Origin of the sequence: Solidesulfovibrio magneticus RS-1, assembly GCF_000010665.1 — a bacterium.
In the GTDB taxonomy this organism is placed as follows: Bacteria; Desulfobacterota; Desulfovibrionia; order Desulfovibrionales; family Desulfovibrionaceae; genus Solidesulfovibrio; species Solidesulfovibrio magneticus.
In genome coordinates, this window is the sequence record NC_012796.1 from 4,810,200 (window position 1) to 4,829,167 (window position 18,968).

The window sequence follows — 18,968 nt, forward strand, 5'->3', positions numbered from 1 at the left end:
CAGGCATACACCACCGACCAAAGTATGGAACCTTTTGAGGAAACAATGGACGATCCCAGCAGTAGTCGCTTTTTCACGCATCACGACCCGCTTTTCGCTTTGCGATAACGCTTCCTGCCGCCTCCTCGTCGCGCCCTGGCCAATCCCTGGCCCGCGACGACCCCGCCGGCAGGCGGCGGCACAAGGAGGCGCCTGATGAACACGCCCTTCATCGGCTTTCGCCACATCGCCTTTCGGCACTCCCTCGGCAGGTTCGGCATCCGGTCGGCCACGGCCGCGCTTTTTCCTGTTTCCAGACGCCGTTGCGCCGTCGCCACGGGCACGGCCCAGGACCCTCCCCCAGCCATCCCCCGGCCCGCGTCGTAGCGCCGCGTCCCGGACTCCGTTGCCGTCTCCGGCGCATACCGCCTCGGTAAGCCCCCGAAGACCAGCGTAGCGGACGTCCCCGGGACAACGCCCGAGGGCCACGGCGCGCCGCCAGCCGGCGCACCCCGTTTTCCGGCTTTTTTTCGCGCACCGCGCTGCCCGCCAAACTCCGGGCAGCGGCGCAAACCTCGACGGGCGGCCAACGCCGCCGTTTCGGGGAGGGCTTTCCCATGAGCGAACTCTACGTCAGCGCCGTGCTCGGCCGCCCGGTCATCGATCCGTCCGGCGCGCAGCTCGGCCGACTCGACGACCTTGGGCTGATTCCCGGCGACACCCTGCCTTCCGTGTCCGGCCTGTTCATCCAGCAGGGCGGCCAGCGCCGTTTCCTGCCCTGGCGCTGCGTCAACCTCTTCACCCCGGTCATCGTCTCGGCCGATCCGGCCGTACTGGACGACGCCGCCGACATGCCCGACGAAGCCGCCGACATCCGGCTGCGCCGCGACATCCTCGACCGGCAGATCGTGGACGTGGACGGGGCCAAGGTGGTGCGCGTCAACGACCTGAAGCTGCGTTCGCGCGGGGCCGGCCTTTTCATCGAGGCCGTCGATGTGGGCGTGCGCGGCATGGCCCGGCGGCTGGGACAGCTGCGCTTCTGGAACTGGCTGGCCGGGCTTTTCGGCGCGGCCCTGCCCTCGCGCGAAATCGACTGGCGCTTCGTGGCCCAGCTCGACCCCAACGCCGACAAGCTGACGCTCACCGTGGCCCGCGAACGCCTCACCGACATGCACCCGGCCGACATCGCCGAAATCCTGGCCCAGCTGCCCCACAAGGAAGCCGGCACGGTCATCGGCGCGCTGGACCCCGAAACCGTGGGCGAAGCCATCGGCGAACTCGATCCCGAAGTGGGCGGGCGCGTCATCAGCCAGCTCGACAGCGAAGTGGCTTCCGACATCCTGGAGGAAATGGAACCCGACGAGGCCGCCGACCTCCTGGGCGACCTGCCCGAGGAAAAGGCCCGGGAACTCCTTGGCCTCATGGACGCCGAAGACGCCGAGATGGTCCAGGAACTCCTGGAGCACGAGGAAGATACGGCCGGCGGGCTTATGAACAACATGTTCGCCGCCGTGCCCCCGGCCATGACCGCCGAGGAAGCCTTGGCCTACCTGCGGCTGGTCGGCGCGGAAATCGAAAACATTTATTATATCTACGTGATCCGGGGCGACGACACGCCCCTGGGCGTGGTGACGCTCAAGCGCCTGCTGCTGTCGCCGCCGAAAATGGCCGTGGCCGAGATCATGACCGTGGGGCTCAAGTCCGTTGGCGTGGCCGATACGCCGGAAAAGGTGATGGAAATCATCTCCAAGTACAATCTGCTGGCCGTGCCGGTGCTGGAAGACGGCCACATGGTCGGCATCGTGCCGGCCGACGCCGTCATCGAATTGTTCCTGCCGGACTCCATCACCAAAAAGCCGCGCTTCGCCGCCCATTAGTCCCAGAGGTTGCCCATGCCATTTTTTTCCAAGCTCTCGCGCAAAAATATCCTGCTCTTTTTCGCCCTGCTCGGTCCGGGCATCATCACCGCCAACGTGGACAACGACGCCGGCGGCATCACCACCTACACCCTGGCCGGGGCGCAGTTCGGCTATACGCTGCTGTGGATGCTCATCCCCACGGCCGTTTCCCTGGTGGTGGTCCAGGAAATGTGCGCCCGCATGGGCGCGGTGACCGGCAAGGGCCTGTCCGACCTCATCCGCGAGTCGTTCGGGCTGCGCACCACCTTTTACATCATGGTGGCGCTTTTTCTCACCAACCTCGGCAACACCATCTCGGAATTCGCCGGCATCGCCGCCGGCATGGAGCTTTTCGGGGTCAGCAAGTTCGTGTCCGTGCCCCTGGCCGCCCTGCTCGTGTGGCTGCTCATCGTCAAAGGCTCCTACCGCATCGTCGAACGGGTGTTTCTCGTGGTCTGCGTCATTTATCTGGTCTACCCCCTGGCCGCCTTCTCGGCCGACGTGGCCTGGGGCGAGGTGGCCAAGGCCTGCGTCACCCCGTCGTTTCAGGCAAGCGGCAGCTACGTGGCCATGATGATCGCGCTTATAGGCACCACCATCGCGCCCTGGATGCAGTTCTACCAACAAGCCGCCGTGGTGGAAAAAGGCATCACCGCCGACAAATACGGCTACACCCGGGTGGACGTGGTGGTCGGCTGTCTGCTTGCCGTCATCGTGGCCCTTTTTATCGTGGTCGCCTGCGCCGCCTCCATCCACAAGCAGGGACTTAACGTCGAAACCGCCGCCGACGCGGCCATGGCCTTAAAGCCGCTGGTCGGCGAATACGCCTCATGGCTCTTCGCCGTGGGCCTCATCAACGCCTCGCTGTTCGCCGCCGGCATCCTGCCCCTGTCCACCGCCTACTACATCTGCGAAGCCATGGGCTGGGAACTGGGCATCGACAAGGACTTCCGCAAGGCCCCGGAATTCTTTTGGCTCTTTACCATCAGCATCGTCGTCGGCGCGGCCACCATCCTCATCCCGGCCATGCCGCTTCTGGACGTCATGTACGTCTCCCAGGTCATAAACGGCGTCATGCTGCCCTTCGTGCTCATCCTCATGCTGCTTTTGGTCAACAACCGCCGGCTCATGGGCGACTACGTCAACGGCCCGATCTTCAACGCCGTGGCCTGGGTCACCGTCGTCGCCGTCATCGGCCTGACCCTGGTCATGACCATAGACACCGTGCGCCCCGGCGCAGTGGACGCACTGGTGAAGCTGGTGGCGAAGTAGTTTAAATACAAGAGAAGAATGCCTCCGGCGGCCGGGGGCCTGAGGCCCCCGGACCCCCCAAAGGGAGGAAAGGGGGCTTTTTGGGGGTGGCGGGCGGTGCGCCCCTTGAAAAATACGTGAGTATTTTTCAAAAAATCAAGGATGTTGCTGCGCCACGCCAGAAGCGGCGCGGCCCAGGCCGGCGCTCATGACCAGGCCGATCAGACAGGCCCCGGCCCCGACCAACAGAAAACCGTCGTAGCCCCAGACCGCCACGGCCGCGCCGCCCAGGATCGGCCCCACAAAACTCCCGCCCTGCAGCGACAGCATCATGAGATTGGCGTTAAGCCCCCGAAACTCCGGCTCGGACAACTCGTACATGTAGGCATTGAGCGACGGCGACCCCACCCCCATGCCGCAGCCGAGCAGCACCGCCGCCAGATAGGTCATGGGTTGGGAATGGGCCGCGTAAAGCAGCAAAAACGTGCCGCCCGTCACCGCATAGCAAAACCGGATGAGCCACAGCTTCGGGGCCACGTCGAACACGCGGTTGGCAAAAAGCCGCAGCAGCAACATGCAGCCCGTCTGTATGGAAAAAAAGACGCCCGCCCCAACCAGCCCCCGGGCCGCGAAAAGACTCTTGGCCAAAAAAAAGATCGAGGCGAAGCTCAAATAATACATGGCGTTGACGGCCAACAGCTGAGCCACAGGCCCCTTGGTCGCATTGCGGGCCATGGCCGAAAGCGTCGGCCGCTCGGCCTGAGGCATCCGACGCTTTTTCACCTGTCGCCCCAAAACCGCCAGCACGACCAGCGCCGGAGCCAGGGCCATGGCCACCAGGGCGTAGCCGTGGGGATAATCCAGGTGCGCCGGCGACAGCCAATCAAAAATCGGCGGCACCACGGAATACGGCAGCAGCATGGCAATGGAATACACGCCAAAAGCCTGGCCGCTGCGGCTCGGCGGAATGGCCGCCACAAGAAGCGTCATGGCCCCGGCCGAAACCAAGGCCACGCCCAGGCCGTTGGCCAGGCGCACGGCCAGCAAAGCCCCGGGAGAAACGGCATACAGATAGGCCACGCCGCAGCCCAGCAGCACGACAACGCCCGCCGCCGCCGCCTTGGCCGCATTTTGCGTGGTCAAAAAGGGGCTGACCGTCAGATAGGCGGCCATGGTGGCCAGCGATGACGCGCCAATAAGCACCCCGCGCCAGGACTGCGGCACCCCAAGCGCCTCGAAATAGACGTAGAGACTGTAAAAGACCGAAATATTGCAATACGCCAGAAAAATAAGCACGCACAGGCTGGCGAACTCGAAGGAATACAGACGCGGCTTGTCAGAGACGGACATACGAGGAACCAGACCGGAAAAAAGTTGCAAAAAGAAACGAATCCGCCCGATACCCGGCCGCCCGGGGTGGCGTCAAGGGAAGAAGAATTAGAGAAGAGTGCCTTGTATGTTTCCCCATCGAGGTTAGCTTGATGGGGTCAAGGGGACGATAGGTCGAAATTGCCTTGAGTTTTAAGCTCGAGCCGGAGCCATGATCGTCGTCCCCTTCTTCCATGAAGCCCGAACCGTTGCTTGGGCTAAGAGCCCGTATCACAAGGCTGGGTACTGGAGGAATGTACATGGCTGCTGACTGTTTCATCGGAATTGATGTCTCTAAGGAAACTCTTGCTGTCCACACGCTTCCTGACGGAAATGACTTTCAATTTGTTAACGACCCCGATGGTATAAAAGCTATCTGCAGGAAATTTTCAAAATTTCGTCCAAAGCTTATTATCATCGAGGCGACTGGCGGCCTTCAAATTCCTGTTGCCACGGCATTGAGTCTCAAGAAATTCCCCGTTGTAGTCATCAATCCCCGCCAGGCTCGGGATTTTGCGCGAGCTAAAGGACGGCTGGCTAAAACAGACAAGATTGACGCTGAGATTCTTGCTCTTTTTGGCAAGCAGATGGAGCCTGAAGTACGCCCTCTGAAGGACGAGCAAGCGCAAGAAATGAGTTCGCTAATGTCCAGGCGCAACCAACTCATTCGAATGCTTGTCATGGAAAAAAATCGTTTTACTCGTGCTTATGGCTCGGTAAGAGCAGATATAGAGAAGAATATTGACTGGCTTGAGGAACGATTGTCTGAGATCGACACGCATCTTGGCACAGTAGTACGAGCGAGTCCGATTTGGCGTGAGCGAGACAATTTGCTCCGGAGCGTCCCTGGAGTCGGAGATGTCCTATCAAGGTCGCTCCTTTCCAATCTGCCTGAGCTTGGAACGTTGAATCGTCGGGAGATCGCTGCTCTTGTTGGGGTTGCCCCTTTGAATTGTGACAGCGGAAAGCGTCGAGGAAAACGTCGTGTATGGGGAGGTCGAAGTGATGTTCGATCTGTATTATATATGGCTGTCTTGTCAGCTAAAAAATACAATCCCGTCATACGTGATTTTTACAATCGCCTCAAGGAAGCCGGCAAACCACATAAAGTCGCCGCAGTTGCTTCGATGCGAAAGTTGATAACGATTTTGAATGCAATGGTGCGATCCGGGCAACCGTGGGGACAGTACGCACACGCGGCGTAGATCCCTGATTATCGGTTGACTCAGAACACCGTTGCTCCGGCGGCCAAAGGGGCTGAGCCCCGTTGGAAACCCCGCTTGGGGACTTGCGGCGTAAGGCGCTGTGTCGGCGAGCGGCAAGCGCCCTTGAGCGCGGAGCGCTGGCGGCTGCGCCGCGTGGGTCGTTGGAAATTCCGGGGCGTCGATGCGCCCGGCTGTCGCCGGGTGCTCGACGCCCCGGAATTTCCAACGACCCGGTTCGCCCGGGGTTACCCGCCCAGAAACAGCTTTGATCTCCCCTGCTCCGAAAATGCGAACCGGGCCGATTTTCACGCGAGGCTTTGATCGCGTGAAAATCGGCCCGGTTCGCTGGCGAGGGGGGTGCTGGAATTTTCGGGTTGCCGTCCGGGCGGCTTCCGCCTGGACGGCAACCCGAAAATTCCAGCACCCTTCTTCTCTCGGGCCTGCCGCCCGCCGACCAAGCCCCCAACCGACCGACCGCCCCCCAATCCAGGGGTCCGGGGGGCTGAGCCCCCCGGCCGCCGGAGGCATCTTCCCCTCATTCCAAACTCTTACCAAACATCACCCCTACAGCCCCGGCTTGGCGGCGCTGGTGGCGTCGACGTAGGTCGGCGGCCCGCTGATGGCGATGGAGGTCGGCTTGCCGGCGGCGGCGGCCAGGGCGGCTTTGAGATCAACGTAGCGCCAGTTCTTGTCGGCGTAAGTTTGCCAGTAGTAGCGGCCCCGGGCGGCGTCGGCCACGGCGGTCCATTCGGTGACGTCGTAGATGGGCTTGCCGTCTTCGATGCCGCGCACCGCGCCCTTGGGGATGTCCACGTTGCCGATGATGGTCATGGCCAGGGACACGGCGGCTTCGGCGTTGGGGGCGGGCAGGGCCGACTGGGTGAGCGCGGTCATGCGCACGAAGCGGCTGGGCGGGGTGAAGTCGCCGGGCAGGCCGAGCATGCCTGAACCTTGGCCGGTCTGGCGCACCACGTAGCCCTTGAGGTCCAGCGCCGGCACGTTGGTGGCCGAAAGATTGACGGTGTTGCTCAGGTACGTGAGCATCCAGTCGAAATCCGGGGAGTTGGTGAGCACGCTGAGGGGATTGTCGTGGATGCGCAGTTCGCCGCCCACGTATTCGACGACGGCGGACGCGCCGGAGGCGTCGTGGATGGTGTAATGCAGCGGCAGATCGCCGATGGGCACGCCGTCGAGGCTGGTCGGTCCTTGGCAGACGCGGATCTTGGCGATTTCGCGTTTGGCTTCGGCCACGGTGGCGCATTGGGAGAGCAGCCAGTCGCCGACCTGGAACTGGGCGATGGTGCTGCCGGCCTTGCCCGAGGCATAGGGCTGGTAGCCGGCGTAGCCCGGGAAGAGCAGCATGCCGACCATGAGGCCTTTTTCGTTGATGCCGTCGCACACGATGTTGGAGCTAAAGGCGTTCATGCCGGCGAAACCGTATTTGGCGCGAAAGCGCAGCCCTTTGGCCGCGCCATCCGGGGTCAGTCCGACAAAGGGCGAGCCGGCGGGGAAGATAGCGACCTTGGAGGCGAGGTCTTGGCCGTATTCCATGGTGCGGGCGTAGACGACGGAGCCGTCGGCGGCCTTGAGGCGGAAGCTGGTGCAGGCGTCGGCCTGGGGCGCGGAGGCGAAAATGGTCAGGGACAGGGCGAGGCCGGCGAGACGGGCGAGACGCGCAAATCGCGGCATGGCGGGATTCCTTTGCCCGGGGGGCGGTGACGGGTTGAAGGCTGACGCATCCAGAGGAATAAGGAGGCTCATCTTGCTTATAACCTTTGTTAGAAGGTTTGGTCCAGCGCCGTTAAAGGTAAGGGAGCGCCCCCTCTCCATTGACCCCGCCCCCCCGGGAACGCTAAGGCTTTCCCATCCGACGCCCACACGGCCCCAAGGAGGCCCCCCATGTTTCGCCGATTCGCCCTTGCCGCCGCCCTGGCCCTGGCCGCCACAGCCCTGGGCTGCGGTTCCATCGTGCCCCACGCCGACAATGTGCCCCAGGAGGCCGTGGACCGGGACTATTCCGAGTGTGAAAACAGAGCCTACGTCTCCACCGCCTTCGTCAAGGCCGGCGACGACGCCGAAACCAAACAGCAGGCCATCATCGACGAATGCATGAAGGAAAAGGGGTACACCGCCAAATGAGCGCGCCTGAAAAACGTTCCCTGGACCCCAAGCCCGTCTCGGCCAGCCATGTGGTCATGCCCCAGCGGATGCTCCCTTCCGACGCCAACCCGGCCGGCAACGTCCACGGAGGCGTCATCCTCAAATACATCGACACCGCCGGCGGCATCTGCGCCATACGCCACGCCCGCTCGGCCGTGGTCACCGCCTCCATCGACCGCATGGATTTCCTCAAGCCCGCCTACATCGGCGAGGTCGTCACCTTCATGGCCAGCGTCAACCTCGTGGGCGCGACCTCCATGGAAGTGGGCGTGCGGGTGGAGTGTGAAAACCCCATCACCGGCGAAACCCGCCATGCCGGCTCGGCCTACCTGACCTATGTGGCGCTGGACGCCGAACGCCGTCCCCAGGCCGTGCCGCCACTTATTCTCGAATCCGACGCCGACCGCCGCCGCAACCGCGAAGCCGCCGCCCGCCGCGAGGCCAGGCTTCAGGAGCGCCGCCGGGAACGCGATTCCCAACTGCAACACCAGTCCGAAAATTCCTAAGCGAGGTGCCCGCGTGGCCGAGACCATCGACGACTTGACCGTCAACTACGAAGAAGACGGCGTTATGCTCACCAAGGAGCTGGACAAGGTGATCCTGACCCGGGGGGCCTGGACCACCATCATTTTCCGCTTCGTCCAGTGGGACCCCAAGAAAGACGCCTACAGCCCCGACCGCTACGCCATCCGCCGCTACAAGAAATCCGGCGACACCTACCGCGTGCAGTCCAAGTTCGCCATCTCCAGCCGCGATCAGGCCACCAAGATCGTGCAGGCGCTCAATAAATGGATCGAAGCTCCGGAGGGCGAAGCGTGAGCGACACCGTCACCGTCCGCGCCTTGGCGACGTTGGCCCCCTATGCCCCTCCCGGCGGCGTGGCCTCCATCGGCCCCGGCGAAACCGTGGGCGAACTGGCCGATCGGCTCGGCATCGAACCCGAGGCCCTGGGGTCGGTGCTGGTCAACGAGGCCCCGGCCGGACTCGACACCGTGCTGGCTCCGGGCAGCGTCGTGTCCTTTGTGCCGCCCATCACCGGCGGCTGATTCGCACCCCTTGGCGTCGCGGCAACGCCGCGCCGGGGATGACGCCATTTTGCGCTTGTGAAGTTTGGCAGGGGGGCCGCGACAACGCCCGGCTCCCCTGAGCATCCCCGGGCCGGTTCGTTCGCAGCCGGCCCGCCCGCCGGAGATCGCCATGGCTCACCACACGCCGCCTCTTCCCGCTGCCGCAGCTCCCGCCGGCCCGGCCCTGGCCGCCGCCCTGGAGGCCGCCGCACGGGACGGAACCTATCCCGACGGCCGGCCCGGCCGTTTCCTCGACGTCCCGGCCGTGGCCGAACTGGCCGCGCGCTTCGCCCTGGCTCCCAGGCTGGTGGAGATCGCCGCCCTGGAGGCCGGCTTGACCCCCCTGCGCTACGCCCGCAACCTCCATGCTTTTTCCCTGGCCGAACAGGCCCGGCTGCTGGCGTCCAAGGCCGCCCTGGTGGGTCTGGGAGGACTTGGCGGCGGCATCGTGGAAAATCTCGTGCGGGCCGGCGTGGGCATTATCGAAGCGGCCGACGGCGACGTATTCGAGGAAAGCAACCTCAATCGCCAGCTGCTCTCGCGCCTGGACGCCGTGGGCCGGCCCAAGGCGACGCTCGCCGCCGAGCGGGCGGCGGCGGTCAATGCCTCGGTGGAATTTCGCGCCCGGGCCGCCTTTCTGGACCGGGCCGGCATGGACGCGCTGCTTGACGGCGCGGCGGTGGGCGTGGACGCCCTGGGGGGCCTGAGGGACCGGCCGGCCCTGACCGCCGCCGCCGCCGCGCGCGGCATCCCGCTGGTGACCGCCGCCGTTGCCGGCTACACCGTGCTGGTGGCCACGGTGCTGCCCGGCGGGCCGTCGCCGGCCGACCTGTTCGGCGGCGGCGGCTCGGGCACGGCGGCCGAGGACGTGCTGGGCTGTCCGTCGCCGGCGGTCATGGCCGCGGCCGCCCTGCAATCGGCCGAGGTTGTGCGGCTGCTGGCCGGCCGGCCCGGGGCGCTGTGCGGCAAGGTGCTCATCGCCGATCTCGAGACCATGCGCTTCGACACCGTCTCCTTGTGACGCCCGGATGACAGACGGCGCGGCCCGCGCTATGCTGTCCTCATCCGATCCCGTGCCCGCGCCCAAGGAAGCGACATGACCCTCAAAGCCGACTGCTGCCCCATTGCCACGCCGCTTCTGCTGACGGCTAGCGACCCCCGCGAACATCTGCTCAACATCATCGGCTCGGCCCCGGAAGCCGTGCGCCGGGCCGTGTGCGATCTGCTGTTGTCCCTCAAGACGTCTCTGGATGTGCTGCCGCTCACACCGCAGCTCGACGACCCGGACCGGCCCGTGACGGACTGGGAATCGCTGCTGGGCGTGCTGACCGCCATCCGCCTGGAGCTCGACCGGCTCAAAGTCACCAAGATCGAGGGCCTGCGCAAGGCCAACCCCGGTCTGGTCCAGCTGGAGCACCGCTTCGGCCTGGCCAAGAAGGCTCATGAAAAAGCCAAGCTCATGCTGGAAATTTTCTACGAGCTCATTAACGCCGGCCAGGACTTCCAGACCGCCGATGAAATCCTGGAGCAAAGCGCCGAGGTGCTGCTCAAGGAACTCAAGGCCGACCTCTACGTCTGCCGTCTGCGCGACGAGTCCGGCCACTGGGTCAACATCGCGGCCAACACCCACACCGGCCGGGCCACGCCCATCTTCGTCAAATTCATGGAAGAGGCCCTGCCCCACCATCCGGTCATGCGCTCGGTGGCCAATCCGCGGATGCTTTTCGTGCGCTCCAACAACCTGCTTGGCCCGGAACGCGGCGGCGAGTCCATCGACTGCGTGCCCTATCTCGAAGGCTACCGCTGCCGGCTGTCGTTTTTCCTGCGCGGCCCGGACGACAAGGCCTTTGGCCTGATCATGCTCTATTCCAAGAAGGCCAACTATTTCGACCGCTACGAGACCGATTTTCTGGCCGACTGCGCCCGCATCGTGTCGCTGACCGTGGGCCGCCAACTGGAAGTGGGCCGCGACGCCCTGGCCAAAGCGGCCGGCGGCATGGCCCACGTGGGCAACAACGTGCTGGCCATCATGAAAAACGGGGCAGAGCTGATCCTGGAAGATTATGAGGATTTTCTCGACCACGAAGACGAGATCGGCACGGCGCTCATCAACGAGGCCATGCAGCTCATCCCCGGCCCCTGGCCCAAGCTGGCCCCGGCCGCCATGCGCCACCTCATCGGACTGACCATCGAGCGCATGGAAGTCGAAAAAAAGATGCAGTACGTGAATTTGATCGTGGAGAACGTCAACCGCCTCAAGGGGGCCATCGCCAACCTGCTCAAGGCCGTGGAAAACCCCATCCTCATGCCCTACATCGGCGGCGAGGAAGTGCTCGACCTCGAACCCGAGGACCATCCGGACTACGACCAGACGTCCTAGGGGCGCGCACTATTTGCGCAGCGCCGGATGCTCCACCACGATTTCGCCGTCCTGGTAGCGGACCACGGCGTCGCGGGTGTCCTCGGGGATGACGGAATGGGCCTCGCCGATGGAGATTTCCACATTGGCCCCGATGCGGCCCGGCACGATGACCCGGCAACTGGAAAAACGCCGAGTGGCCGCCGGACTCTCCCACAAGCGCTTGAGCTGGCGGCGGAAGGCCTCGACGCGCTGCTCGCCCTGGGCCAGCAACGCGCTGCATTCCTTGGCGGCTTCCCCGCCGCGCCCGATATCCACCCGGCAGGCCTCGACGTCGAGCAGGGCCTGGCGCAGCCCGGCCTTGATGTGCTGGTCCTTGTGGATGCGCTCGGGGTCGTAGCCGAGCAGGATGCGCGTCTGGCTCTGGCCGCCGCCGCCGAGCTGCTCGCCCACGTAGACCGCCTCGCCGCAGTAGGCTTCGCCTCCGGCCAGCCGGCCCTTGACCGCCAGCTTCTCCCCGGCGAAAAGCCGGCAATGCATGGCCGAACCGTCGATGAGGATGTTCTGGGCGGCGTGGAGCACGGCGTTTTCGCAAAATCTGGCCCGCAGACTGCGCCCGGCCCGCAGGGTGGCCTTGCCGCCGCCCTGGATGCCGCCGTTGCAGGTGACGTTGCCCATGGCCCGAACCCGGGCGGCCAGCACCAGCCCGGTCACCGTGACGTGGCGGCCCATAACCGTGAATCCGGACCGGACGTCGCCGCCGATGATGACGTCGCCCAGGGCCACGATGTTGCCGGTGTGGAAATCGATGTCGCGGCCGATGGCCAGGGTCTCGCGCACGGTGATGCGGCCGTCGATGCGGGCCACGTGGCCGTTGACGGCGGCCAGCAGCCGCAGCGGGTTGTCCGGATCGACCTTGCAGCCCTCGCCGTGGGGAAAGGCGGTGTTTTCCGAGACGATGGCCTCGTCCGGCGCGTTCTCGCCCGGAGCCAGGGGCGTCCATTCGGCCAGGAGCTGGCCGGCGGCGACGTTTTGCACGTAGCCCAGGTCGAACTGGTCCACGCTGCCGTCTTCCCGGTTCTTCGGGCGCAGCCGGCGCTGTTCGAAGTCCGGGTCGAAATGGTGCGTCAGCACATACCGCATGGCCGCCCGTCGGAGTCGGAGGTTGCGGGGACACGCCCCCTGCCTGGATTCGTACCGGACCGCGACCATTTGCACAAGTCCGGCCGGACAGGAATCCGCCGCGATGCCGGCCTGTTCGACGCCCCAGGGCAGCCGCCCTCGCGCCGTACCCCGGATTGACGCGTGGAGCCGAATATTTTAGCTTCCCCTACTTTATAATCAGCGCACACCTGCGCTCCCGCGCCAGCAACCACGAACCAGGCGAGACCTATGGAAACCCTACGTACTCTCCCGGGCGACGACGTCCGGCAAATCATGTGGCGCTACGCCGACCGCTTCGATCTCCAGATGGCCGTGCAGTCGGCCCGTTCCGTGGCCCGGGGCGTCGTGGCCCGCATGGTGGCCGACGGCGTGCGCCATTCCCATGAATGGACCGAGCAGAAGGACTCGTTGCTCAAGACTTTTGATGAAGCCGGCATCACCGCCGTCTTCCTCGATCCCCACCAGGGCGGCTTCATCGAAGGGCCCAAGAACATGGCCCTGTCCCTGGTCGCTTTCGAACTTTCCTGGGTCGACGCCGGCGCGGCCACCTGCTCCCTGGCCAACAACCTGGCCCTGTCGCCTATCCACGAGCGCGGCACCACCGAACAGCGCGACCACTACATGACCCTGTGCGCCCCGGCCCCGGATCGCGCCCCCTGGCGCGGCGCCTTCGCCCTGACCGAACCCATCCCCTACGTCGGCGTCGACACCGGCGTGCTGACCGGCAAGGTGCGCGTCGATTCCTGGGAAGAAGGCCAGGAGCCCATCCTGCACGTGGAAAAGCGCGGCCGCTTCATCACCGGCATGGACTTCGCCAACTACGCCACCGCCGCCGTGGACACTGCCGACCCGCGCATCAAATCCTCCTGCATCATCATCCTGGAAGAGACCGACCCGGGCCTGTTCGACCGCGGCGCGCCCACACTCAAGATGGTGCACCAGCTGTCCTCCACCCGCGACCCGGTCTTCAACCTCAAGGTGCCGGCCAGCCGCATCGTCGGCGGCTACACCGTCAAAGACGGCTGCATCGTTCCCAATTATTCCCACTCCGAGGTCATCGCCGCCGTGTTCCACCGCACCCGCGTGCCGGTGGCGCTCATGACCACGGCCAAGCTGCTCTCGGCCGTGGAGCCGGTCATCCGCTACCAGCGCGGCCGGTTCCGGGGCGGCGACGCCTGCGAGGCCGGTTCGGCGAAATTCGAACTCGGCCTGCAGCAGAAGCAGGACGCCGTCATCCGTCTGGCCGAAGTCTGGGCCGCCGGCGAGGCCGGGGCTTCGCTGGGGTTCGCCACGGCACGGCTTTTCGACCAGCTCGATCCCACGGAAAAGGCCAAGGACGCGGCCCTGGCCGCCAAGGGCGTATCCGGGGCGCGCGGCCAGATGACGGCGCTCAAAAAGGTCCAGCCCGAGGCCATTGAATACGTCAACCTGCTCTTTGTCCCCGAGCAGGAGCGCGACGCCGCCCGTTTCGCCGCCCTGGACGCCGATCCTGTGGTCAAGTACCAGGCGCTGGAAGCCGAAGCCGGCGTGCTCTGCCCGGCCTGCAAGCTGTGGAACACCGGCCACGGCGCCACGGTCATGCGCGAGGCCGTGGCCATGATGGGCGGCTACGGCATCACCGAGGATTGCCCCGGGTTCCTGTTCCACAAGTGGAACGACAGCCAGCTCGAAGCCACCTACGAAGGCCCCGAGTGCGTCCAGCGCCGCCAGATGAGCATCACCATGGCCAGCGACATCTTCCTGGCCTACGTCGACAACTACATCGCCGAGATGGAGCGCGTGGCCGCGTCCAACCCCGAGACCGGTGCGGCCTCGGTGGCCGCCGGCCTCACGCTGTGGAAGCACACCTTCGACTTCCTGTCCGCCAACAAGGACGCCGACGGCAAGAAGCTCTACCACAGCAACCGGCAAGCCGTGACCTTCCCCCTGGCCGACGCCCTGTGTCCGCTGATCGCCACGCGCCTGCAGATCCTCGACGTGCTGGAGCTGGCCGCCAAGGGGCCGGAAAATCCGGTGGTTGCCGAGGGCCTGGAAGGCTATGTCGCCTTCTTTAGCGATCTGGCCCGGGTCCAGGCGGCCAAGGCCGCCGGTGAGGCCGCCAAGGCCTGCGCTTCCCTGGTCTACGGCTACGCCCCGGCCGGAGCCGATCTGACCGCCTTCGCCGGCCTGCGCGCCGCCGTGGACGCGTCCCTGGCCGGCTGCGGCGCGGCCCGCGAACGGGCCGGACAGGCGCTCACCCAGGTCATGATCCCGGAAGCGCTTGATTATCCGATGTAATAAACAATAATCGGGGCGTTGCCCCGAGCCCCGCCGGGGGGGATCATCCCCCCCGGTCCCCCTTGAGGGGGGAACGTTGCGGCAACACGGCATGACGCCATAAAACCCCCTTGAAAAGTTTTTGGGGAAGGTGGGGGTCTGGGGGAGGAAACCCCTTTTTCCAAAAAGGGGTTTCCTCCCCCAGCTCTTCGCCTCCTCCTCCCACCCAGCACGGAGGCGCGTATGGATGAGCGGCAGGTCATGGAAACGGACATTGTCTGCGTCGGCTTCGGGCCGGCCATGGGCGGGTTTCTGACCACGCTCGCCCGGGGCATCGTCAACGAGAACGGCTCCCCGGTCATGGAAAGCGACCTCATGCCCGGCATGCCGCCCCAGGTCATCTGCTACGAGCGCGCCGACGACATCGGCGTGGGCGTCTCGGGCGTGGTCTCCAAGGCCCGGGCCATCCGCGAAACCCTGCCCGACCTCGACCCGGCTTGCCTGCCCATGTGCGCGCCCATCACCGAGGAAAAGGTCGTCTACCTCCTCGATCCCCACGGAGCCAGCCGCCGGCCGCTGCCCATGAAAGCCGCCGACGCCGCCTTCAAGCTCCTTGGCGGGCGCTTCCCGGGCTGCACCTACAGGGATTTCTCCTGGGAACTGCCGTACATCCCGCCGTTTCTCAACAAGCACGACGGCCTGACCTTCTCCATCGGCCAGTTCAATCAGTGGGTCGGCAACAACGTCATGGCTACCGGCGCGGCCCAGATCTGGCCCTCCTCCCCCGTGGCCGCGCCCATCATCGAGCACCGCAAGGTCGTGGGCGTGCGCCTGGCCGACCAGGGCGTGGACAAAGCCGGCAAGCCCGACGCCGCCTACATGCCCGGCATGGACGTGCGCGCCAAGCTGACCGTGGTCGGCGACGGCCCGGTGGGTCCCGTGGGCCGCGCCATCGACGACGCCCGGGGGCTGCCCATCGGCCACCACCAGCGCGACTACGCCGTGGGCATGAAGGTCGTGGTGGACCTGCCCGGCCATTGCCCCTTGAAGCCCGGCACGGTCATCCACACCATCGGCTACCCCGAACCGGAAATTTTCGGCTTCCTCTACGTCCTGCCCGACCGCAAGGCCTCGCTTGGCATCTTCGTGCCCAGCTGGTTCGACAACCCCGCGCGCACCGCCTACCGCTACCTCCAGCACTGGATGCAGCATCCCTACCTCTGGAAATACTTGAAAGGCGGCACGCTGACCTCCTTCGGGGCCAAGACGCTCCAGGAATCCGGCAAAAACGGCGAACCCTACCTCGTCGGCGACGGCTACGCCCGCATCGGCGAAGGTTCCGGCACCACCAACGTGCTCACCGGCTCCGGCGTGGACGAAGCCTGGGCCTCGGGCGTCATGCTCGGCCAGGCCGTGGTGCAGCTCCTGGAGCAGGGCCTGCCGTTCACGAACGAGAACCTCGAAAAAACCTACGTGGCCCGCCGCCGCGCCTCCTGGCTGGAGGCCGAAGCCAAGCAGGCCCGCCGCTCCCGCGAGGCCTTTGCCTCGGGCTTCATTCCGGGCGTCGTCGGCATGGCGATTTCCGGCCTGACCAAGGGCGCGCTGTGCTGGCCGGCCGACTCGGAACCGGTCCACAAGCGCATCCCGTCCATCGAGGAATACTACCGGGGCCGCATCTCCTGCGAGGAGATCGCGCGCATCCGCAAGGACTGCACCGCCAAGGGCCTGGCCCTGCACGACGCGCTCATGGACCGCGTGGGCTGGCCGGCCATCGAATACGACGGCAAGCTGCTCATCTCCCACCAGGACGCGCTGCTTATCGGCGGCAAGGTGCAGGCCGCGCCGGGCTACGCCGACCACGTCACCTTCGAGGACCACGACACCTGCCGGGCCTGCTGCGAAAAGACCTGCATCGAAGCCTGCTCCGGCCAGGCCATCACCACCAACCCCGACGACGGCGTGCCGCTTTTCGACCGCGAAAAATGCCTGCACTGCGGCGCGTGCCTGTGGAACTGCTCCAAGCCGTCCAAGATCGACCCCGAGCGCACCAACGTCCGCTTCACCGCCGGCGCCGGCGGTCTGCACTCTGCGGAGAACTAAGAATTAAGACTCTGGAGAGGCGCTGCCTCTCCAGACCTCTCCGGCAGGGCGCTGCCCTGCACCCGCCGGGGGGGGATAATCCCCCCCGGACCCCCTTGGCGGGGGGCGAAGTCGGGAGCGTCGTTCCCGGCTTCGCCCCCTGCAAAGGGAATTAGCGGCAACTAATTTAGCTTATTGAGAGTTTTTTGGGAGGGTGGGGGTCCGGGGGAGGGAACCCTTTTTTGCAAAAAAGGGTTCCCTCCCCCGGTTCCTCCGGCCCCCCGACAAGGAGCGCTTATGTTTCATATCGTCGTATGCGGCGGCATCGTGCCTGATCCGCTGCAGACGCTGGAGCCGGTCAAGGGACCGGCCGGCTGGGGACTCAAAAACGAACTCATGCTGCCTTCGGTGCTGGACCCCTGGGCCTCCCACGCCCTGTACGAGGCGGCCAATCTGGCCAAGACCGTTGCCGGCAGCAAGGTCTGGCTGGTGTCGCTGGGCCCCAAGGCCAAGCTGCAGCAGCTCATGATGACCGTGGCTCAGAAGGCTCCCTTCGAGCTGGTGGTGGCCGACGGCCCGGCCAGCGGATTCACCGACTCCTTTGAGGTGGCCGAGGCCCTGCACGCCGTCATTGCCGGCATTGCCGGCCTGGACGCCTCCAAGCTGCTGCTGTTCGGCGGCTGGCAGTCGGCCTCGCGCGGCTCGGGCTCCACGCTCCAGATCCTGGGCGAAAAGCTCGGCATCGCCGACCATTTCCAGGGCGTGGACAAGCTCACCGTGGGCGCCGACGGCAGCCTGGAGATCATGGAACGCATCGAAGGCGGCGCGTACCAGATTTCCACCTGCTCCGGCGCGCCGGCCGTGCTCGGCTGGGCCACGGGCGAATTGCCCGAGCCGCCCAACAATCCCCAAGTGGGCATGGCCAACATGCGCCTTGTCATGCCGGCCCTGCAAAAGGCCAAGCCGGCCGCCGTCAAGGCCGACGCCATCGACTACCAGTCCGTGACCCTGCCGGCCCAGAAGCGCGAAACCCGCGTGGTCAAGGACACCCCCGTCGACGTCATCGCCCAGGAAATCGTCGACTGGCTGAAAAACTAAGGAGGCCGCCATGGAAACCATTCTCTTCATCTCGCCCGTGGCTGCTGACGGCTCGCTGCCCAAAGCCTCCCTGGAAGCCCTGACCGCCGCCAAGACCCTGGCCGAAGGCCTGGGCGCGCCCCTGGCCGTGGGCCTTTTCGGGGCCGACGTCGCCCCGGCCGCCGCTGCCGTGGCCGCCTGCGGCCAGGTTTACGCCGTCACCGGCGAAGCCTTTGCCCCGGCCCGCTACGCCACCGACGCCGCCGCCATGGAAGCCCTGGCCAAGGCCGCCGGCGCGACCATCATCGTGGCCGCCGACGACTCCCGGGTCTCCCGCGCCCTGCCGGGCGTGGCCGCTCGCCTGGGCGGACGCATCGACGCCCACGTCACGGCCGTGGCCGCCAAGGACGGTCAGCCCGTGGCCACGCGGGGCTTTTATCGCCAGCGCATGACCGCCGAGCTGACCCGCACGGCCCGGCCCTGGTGCCTCACCGTCTCGGCCGGCTGCTACGCCGCCTATGACGGCGCGCCCGGCCAGGCCGCCGTCACCGCCGTGGACGCCCCCGTCACCCCGGCCATGACCCGCACGGCGGTCAAAGCCATCGTCGCCCCCTCGGCTGACGAGCAGACCATCCGCCCCGACGCCGCCACGCTGTTCGTGGCCGGCGCGGGCTGGACCAAGAAGCAGGCCGACGGCGCGCCCCACACCGCCGAAGCCAGCGCGCTGATCCTCGGGTTTTTGGGCGCTTCCAAGGCGTCCCTTGGCAGCAGCAAGTCGCTGGTGGACATGGGCGGCGACGGCGAGGCCGTGCTGCCGTTCCTCACCCACCTGCATCAGGTCGGCCAGACCGGCTCCACCCCGCGCCACCAGAAGGGCTTGGCCACTTGTTGTCACGGCGAGGAGCCGCATGTCGTGGGCTGGCGCTTCATCACCGAACGCCGGGCCGTCAACCTCGACGCCGCCTGCGGCTGGGCCCAGGGCAAGGCCGACGTGCTCTATGTGGCCGACGCCTTCGCCGTCATGAAGAAAGTCAACGAACTACTCGGTTAAGCGGCAGCAGGCGCAAACAAAAAGCCGGAAGCGGGAGACCGCTTCCGGCTTTTT

At 65.8% G+C, this 18,968-nt stretch carries 17 protein-coding genes; 14 read left to right on the forward strand and 3 right to left on the reverse strand.

The features are described 5' to 3' along the window. Positions 1 to 195: 195 nt before the first annotated feature. The 3 genes from DMR_RS24975 (at position 196) to DMR_RS20035 (ending at position 3,149) form a co-directional block, all read left to right on the forward strand. On the forward strand, positions 196 to 366 hold the full coding sequence (locus tag DMR_RS24975; RefSeq protein WP_158304266.1) for a hypothetical protein: 171 nt from the start codon (positions 196 to 198) through the stop codon (positions 364 to 366). Between the two features lie 230 nt (positions 367 to 596). After that, positions 597 to 1,856 (forward strand): magnesium transporter MgtE N-terminal domain-containing protein, encoded by a 1,260-nt coding sequence (locus tag DMR_RS20030; RefSeq protein WP_015862873.1) that lies wholly within the window; start codon positions 597 to 599, stop codon positions 1,854 to 1,856. Between the two features lie 15 nt (positions 1,857 to 1,871). Continuing rightward, the gene (locus tag DMR_RS20035; protein WP_015862874.1) at positions 1,872 to 3,149 is read left to right on the forward strand and encodes an Nramp family divalent metal transporter; all 1,278 of its coding nucleotides are present in this window, start codon (positions 1,872 to 1,874) and stop codon (positions 3,147 to 3,149) included. Positions 3,150 to 3,284: 135 nt separating this feature from the next. Here DMR_RS20035 and DMR_RS20040 read toward each other — a convergent pair whose 3' ends face one another. Then, on the reverse strand, positions 3,285 to 4,478 hold the full coding sequence (locus DMR_RS20040) for an MFS transporter (protein ID WP_015862875.1): 1,194 nt from the start codon (positions 4,476 to 4,478) through the stop codon (positions 3,285 to 3,287). A gap of 278 nt (positions 4,479 to 4,756) precedes the next feature. Here DMR_RS20040 and DMR_RS23975 point away from each other — a divergent pair, with 278 nt between their 5' ends. Next, a complete protein-coding gene (locus DMR_RS23975; RefSeq protein WP_148208341.1) occupies positions 4,757 to 5,701 on the forward strand; it encodes an IS110 family transposase in 945 nt (314 codons plus the stop codon). 564 nt (positions 5,702 to 6,265) lie between these two features. Here DMR_RS23975 and DMR_RS20050 read toward each other — a convergent pair. After that, positions 6,266 to 7,390 (reverse strand): linear amide C-N hydrolase, encoded by a 1,125-nt coding sequence (locus DMR_RS20050; protein WP_015862876.1) that lies wholly within the window; start codon positions 7,388 to 7,390, stop codon positions 6,266 to 6,268. A gap of 210 nt (positions 7,391 to 7,600) precedes the next feature. Between DMR_RS20050 and DMR_RS20055 the strand changes: the two genes are divergently transcribed. From DMR_RS20055 to DMR_RS20080, 6 genes are all read left to right on the forward strand, one after another. Then, positions 7,601 to 7,840, forward strand: coding sequence for a hypothetical protein (locus tag DMR_RS20055; protein ID WP_006920323.1), 240 nt, complete (start codon positions 7,601 to 7,603; stop codon positions 7,838 to 7,840). Next, positions 7,837 to 8,367, forward strand: coding sequence for an acyl-CoA thioesterase (locus tag DMR_RS20060; RefSeq protein ID WP_006920326.1), 531 nt, complete (start codon positions 7,837 to 7,839; stop codon positions 8,365 to 8,367). Before DMR_RS20055 ends, DMR_RS20060 begins: the two co-directional genes overlap by 4 nt. 13 nt (positions 8,368 to 8,380) lie before the next feature. Continuing rightward, entirely contained in the window at positions 8,381 to 8,680 is a 300-nt protein-coding gene (locus tag DMR_RS20065; RefSeq protein WP_006920327.1) for a hypothetical protein, read from the forward strand. Then, complete coding sequence (locus tag DMR_RS20070) at positions 8,677 to 8,907, forward strand: MoaD/ThiS family protein (RefSeq protein WP_173362486.1); 231 nt, start codon at positions 8,677 to 8,679, stop codon at positions 8,905 to 8,907. The genes DMR_RS20065 and DMR_RS20070 overlap by 4 nt, the downstream gene beginning before the upstream one ends. A gap of 151 nt (positions 8,908 to 9,058) precedes the next feature. Beyond that, positions 9,059 to 9,949: a HesA/MoeB/ThiF family protein gene (locus DMR_RS20075; protein ID WP_173362487.1), complete on the forward strand. Its 891-nt coding sequence runs from the start codon at positions 9,059 to 9,061 to the stop codon at positions 9,947 to 9,949. A gap of 75 nt (positions 9,950 to 10,024) precedes the next feature. Continuing rightward, positions 10,025 to 11,308 (forward strand): histidine kinase, encoded by a 1,284-nt coding sequence (locus tag DMR_RS20080; protein ID WP_015862879.1) that lies wholly within the window; start codon positions 10,025 to 10,027, stop codon positions 11,306 to 11,308. Positions 11,309 to 11,317: 9 nt separating this feature from the next. On the opposite strand, the gene DMR_RS20085 is transcribed toward DMR_RS20080, so the two are convergent. Next, positions 11,318 to 12,430, reverse strand: coding sequence for a DUF342 domain-containing protein (locus DMR_RS20085; RefSeq protein ID WP_173362488.1), 1,113 nt, complete (start codon positions 12,428 to 12,430; stop codon positions 11,318 to 11,320). A 249-nt stretch (positions 12,431 to 12,679) separates the two neighbouring features. Between DMR_RS20085 and DMR_RS20090 the strand changes: the two genes are divergently transcribed. The 4 genes from DMR_RS20090 (at position 12,680) to DMR_RS20105 (ending at position 18,914) form a co-directional block, all read left to right on the forward strand. After that, positions 12,680 to 14,728, forward strand: coding sequence for an acyl-CoA dehydrogenase family protein (locus DMR_RS20090; protein ID WP_015862881.1), 2,049 nt, complete (start codon positions 12,680 to 12,682; stop codon positions 14,726 to 14,728). A gap of 222 nt (positions 14,729 to 14,950) precedes the next feature. Continuing rightward, the gene (locus tag DMR_RS20095; RefSeq protein ID WP_015862882.1) at positions 14,951 to 16,807 is read left to right on the forward strand and encodes a 4Fe-4S ferredoxin; all 1,857 of its coding nucleotides are present in this window, start codon (positions 14,951 to 14,953) and stop codon (positions 16,805 to 16,807) included. Between the two features lie 276 nt (positions 16,808 to 17,083). After that, a complete protein-coding gene (locus tag DMR_RS20100) occupies positions 17,084 to 17,884 on the forward strand; it encodes an electron transfer flavoprotein subunit beta/FixA family protein (protein ID WP_043601236.1) in 801 nt (266 codons plus the stop codon). Between the two features lie 10 nt (positions 17,885 to 17,894). Then, entirely contained in the window at positions 17,895 to 18,914 is a 1,020-nt protein-coding gene (locus tag DMR_RS20105) for an electron transfer flavoprotein subunit alpha/FixB family protein (RefSeq protein WP_015862884.1), read from the forward strand. Positions 18,915 to 18,968: the final 54 nt, after the last annotated feature.

What these genes read in the sequence shown, in the direction of transcription:
- DMR_RS20055 (WP_006920323.1), top strand. Translation starts at nt 7,601, where the DNA reads ATGTTTCGCCGATTCGCCCTTGCCGCCGCCCTGGCCCTGGCCGCCACA.
- DMR_RS20040 (WP_015862875.1), bottom strand. Translation starts at nt 4,478, where the DNA reads ATGTCCGTCTCTGACAAGCCGCGTCTGTATTCCTTCGAGTTCGCCAGC.
- DMR_RS20095 (WP_015862882.1), top strand. Translation starts at nt 14,951, where the DNA reads ATGGATGAGCGGCAGGTCATGGAAACGGACATTGTCTGCGTCGGCTTC.
- DMR_RS20050 (WP_015862876.1), bottom strand. Translation starts at nt 7,390, where the DNA reads ATGCCGCGATTTGCGCGTCTCGCCCGTCTCGCCGGCCTCGCCCTGTCC.
- DMR_RS20030 (WP_015862873.1), top strand. Translation starts at nt 597, where the DNA reads ATGAGCGAACTCTACGTCAGCGCCGTGCTCGGCCGCCCGGTCATCGAT.
- DMR_RS20085 (WP_173362488.1), bottom strand. Translation starts at nt 12,430, where the DNA reads ATGCGGTATGTGCTGACGCACCATTTCGACCCGGACTTCGAACAGCGC.
- DMR_RS23975 (WP_148208341.1), top strand. Translation starts at nt 4,757, where the DNA reads ATGGCTGCTGACTGTTTCATCGGAATTGATGTCTCTAAGGAAACTCTT.
- DMR_RS20080 (WP_015862879.1), top strand. Translation starts at nt 10,025, where the DNA reads ATGACCCTCAAAGCCGACTGCTGCCCCATTGCCACGCCGCTTCTGCTG.
- DMR_RS20060 (WP_006920326.1), top strand. Translation starts at nt 7,837, where the DNA reads ATGAGCGCGCCTGAAAAACGTTCCCTGGACCCCAAGCCCGTCTCGGCC.
- DMR_RS24975 (WP_158304266.1), top strand. Translation starts at nt 196, where the DNA reads ATGAACACGCCCTTCATCGGCTTTCGCCACATCGCCTTTCGGCACTCC.
- DMR_RS20100 (WP_043601236.1), top strand. Translation starts at nt 17,084, where the DNA reads ATGTTTCATATCGTCGTATGCGGCGGCATCGTGCCTGATCCGCTGCAG.
- DMR_RS20035 (WP_015862874.1), top strand. Translation starts at nt 1,872, where the DNA reads ATGCCATTTTTTTCCAAGCTCTCGCGCAAAAATATCCTGCTCTTTTTC.
- DMR_RS20105 (WP_015862884.1), top strand. Translation starts at nt 17,895, where the DNA reads ATGGAAACCATTCTCTTCATCTCGCCCGTGGCTGCTGACGGCTCGCTG.
- DMR_RS20075 (WP_173362487.1), top strand. Translation starts at nt 9,059, where the DNA reads ATGGCTCACCACACGCCGCCTCTTCCCGCTGCCGCAGCTCCCGCCGGC.
- DMR_RS20090 (WP_015862881.1), top strand. Translation starts at nt 12,680, where the DNA reads ATGGAAACCCTACGTACTCTCCCGGGCGACGACGTCCGGCAAATCATG.